At 77.9% G+C, this 353-nt stretch carries 1 protein-coding gene; it reads left to right on the top strand.

The window, feature by feature from the left end:
* The coding region (locus PUR61_RS45180) for a hypothetical protein (RefSeq protein ID WP_329876679.1) at positions 1-210 on the top strand (210 nt) is incomplete at its 5' end.
* Between the last annotated feature and the right edge of the window lie 143 nt (positions 211-353).

Raw genomic sequence — 353 nt, 5'->3', positions numbered from 1 at the left:
GGGCAGGCGGACACCGGCCTGGTCGAGGGCGGCGGCGAGGTCCGCCAGGAGGGCGCCGACGGCCGGCCCGCCCGCGCCGGGCGGCCCCGCGCCGCGGCCGGCGGCCGGCTCGGCACCAAGGAGGGGGGCGTGCGGTTTGTGTGTTTTGTGTGGTGCGGGGTGGGGGCTGGTGGTTGGCCGGGGGGGGGGGGGTGGGGGCGTGGTGGTTGAGGGTGTTGGCGCGCGTGGTGGCGGGGTCGTCGCAGTTGATGTGTCTGACCGAGGATGTCGATGTGGTGCGGGAGCCGGCGGTGGTGGCGGCGGCGGTCGGCCTCGTGGGACGGGGTGCCGGCGGTGTCGAGCAGGGCGGCGAT

The sequence above is a fragment of the Streptomyces sp. BE20 genome, assembly GCF_036322525.1.
GTDB lineage: Bacteria > Actinomycetota > Actinomycetes > Streptomycetales > Streptomycetaceae > Kitasatospora.
The sequence above is the reverse complement of the archived record's forward strand: the minus strand, read 5'-3'. Positions and strand labels throughout refer to the sequence as shown.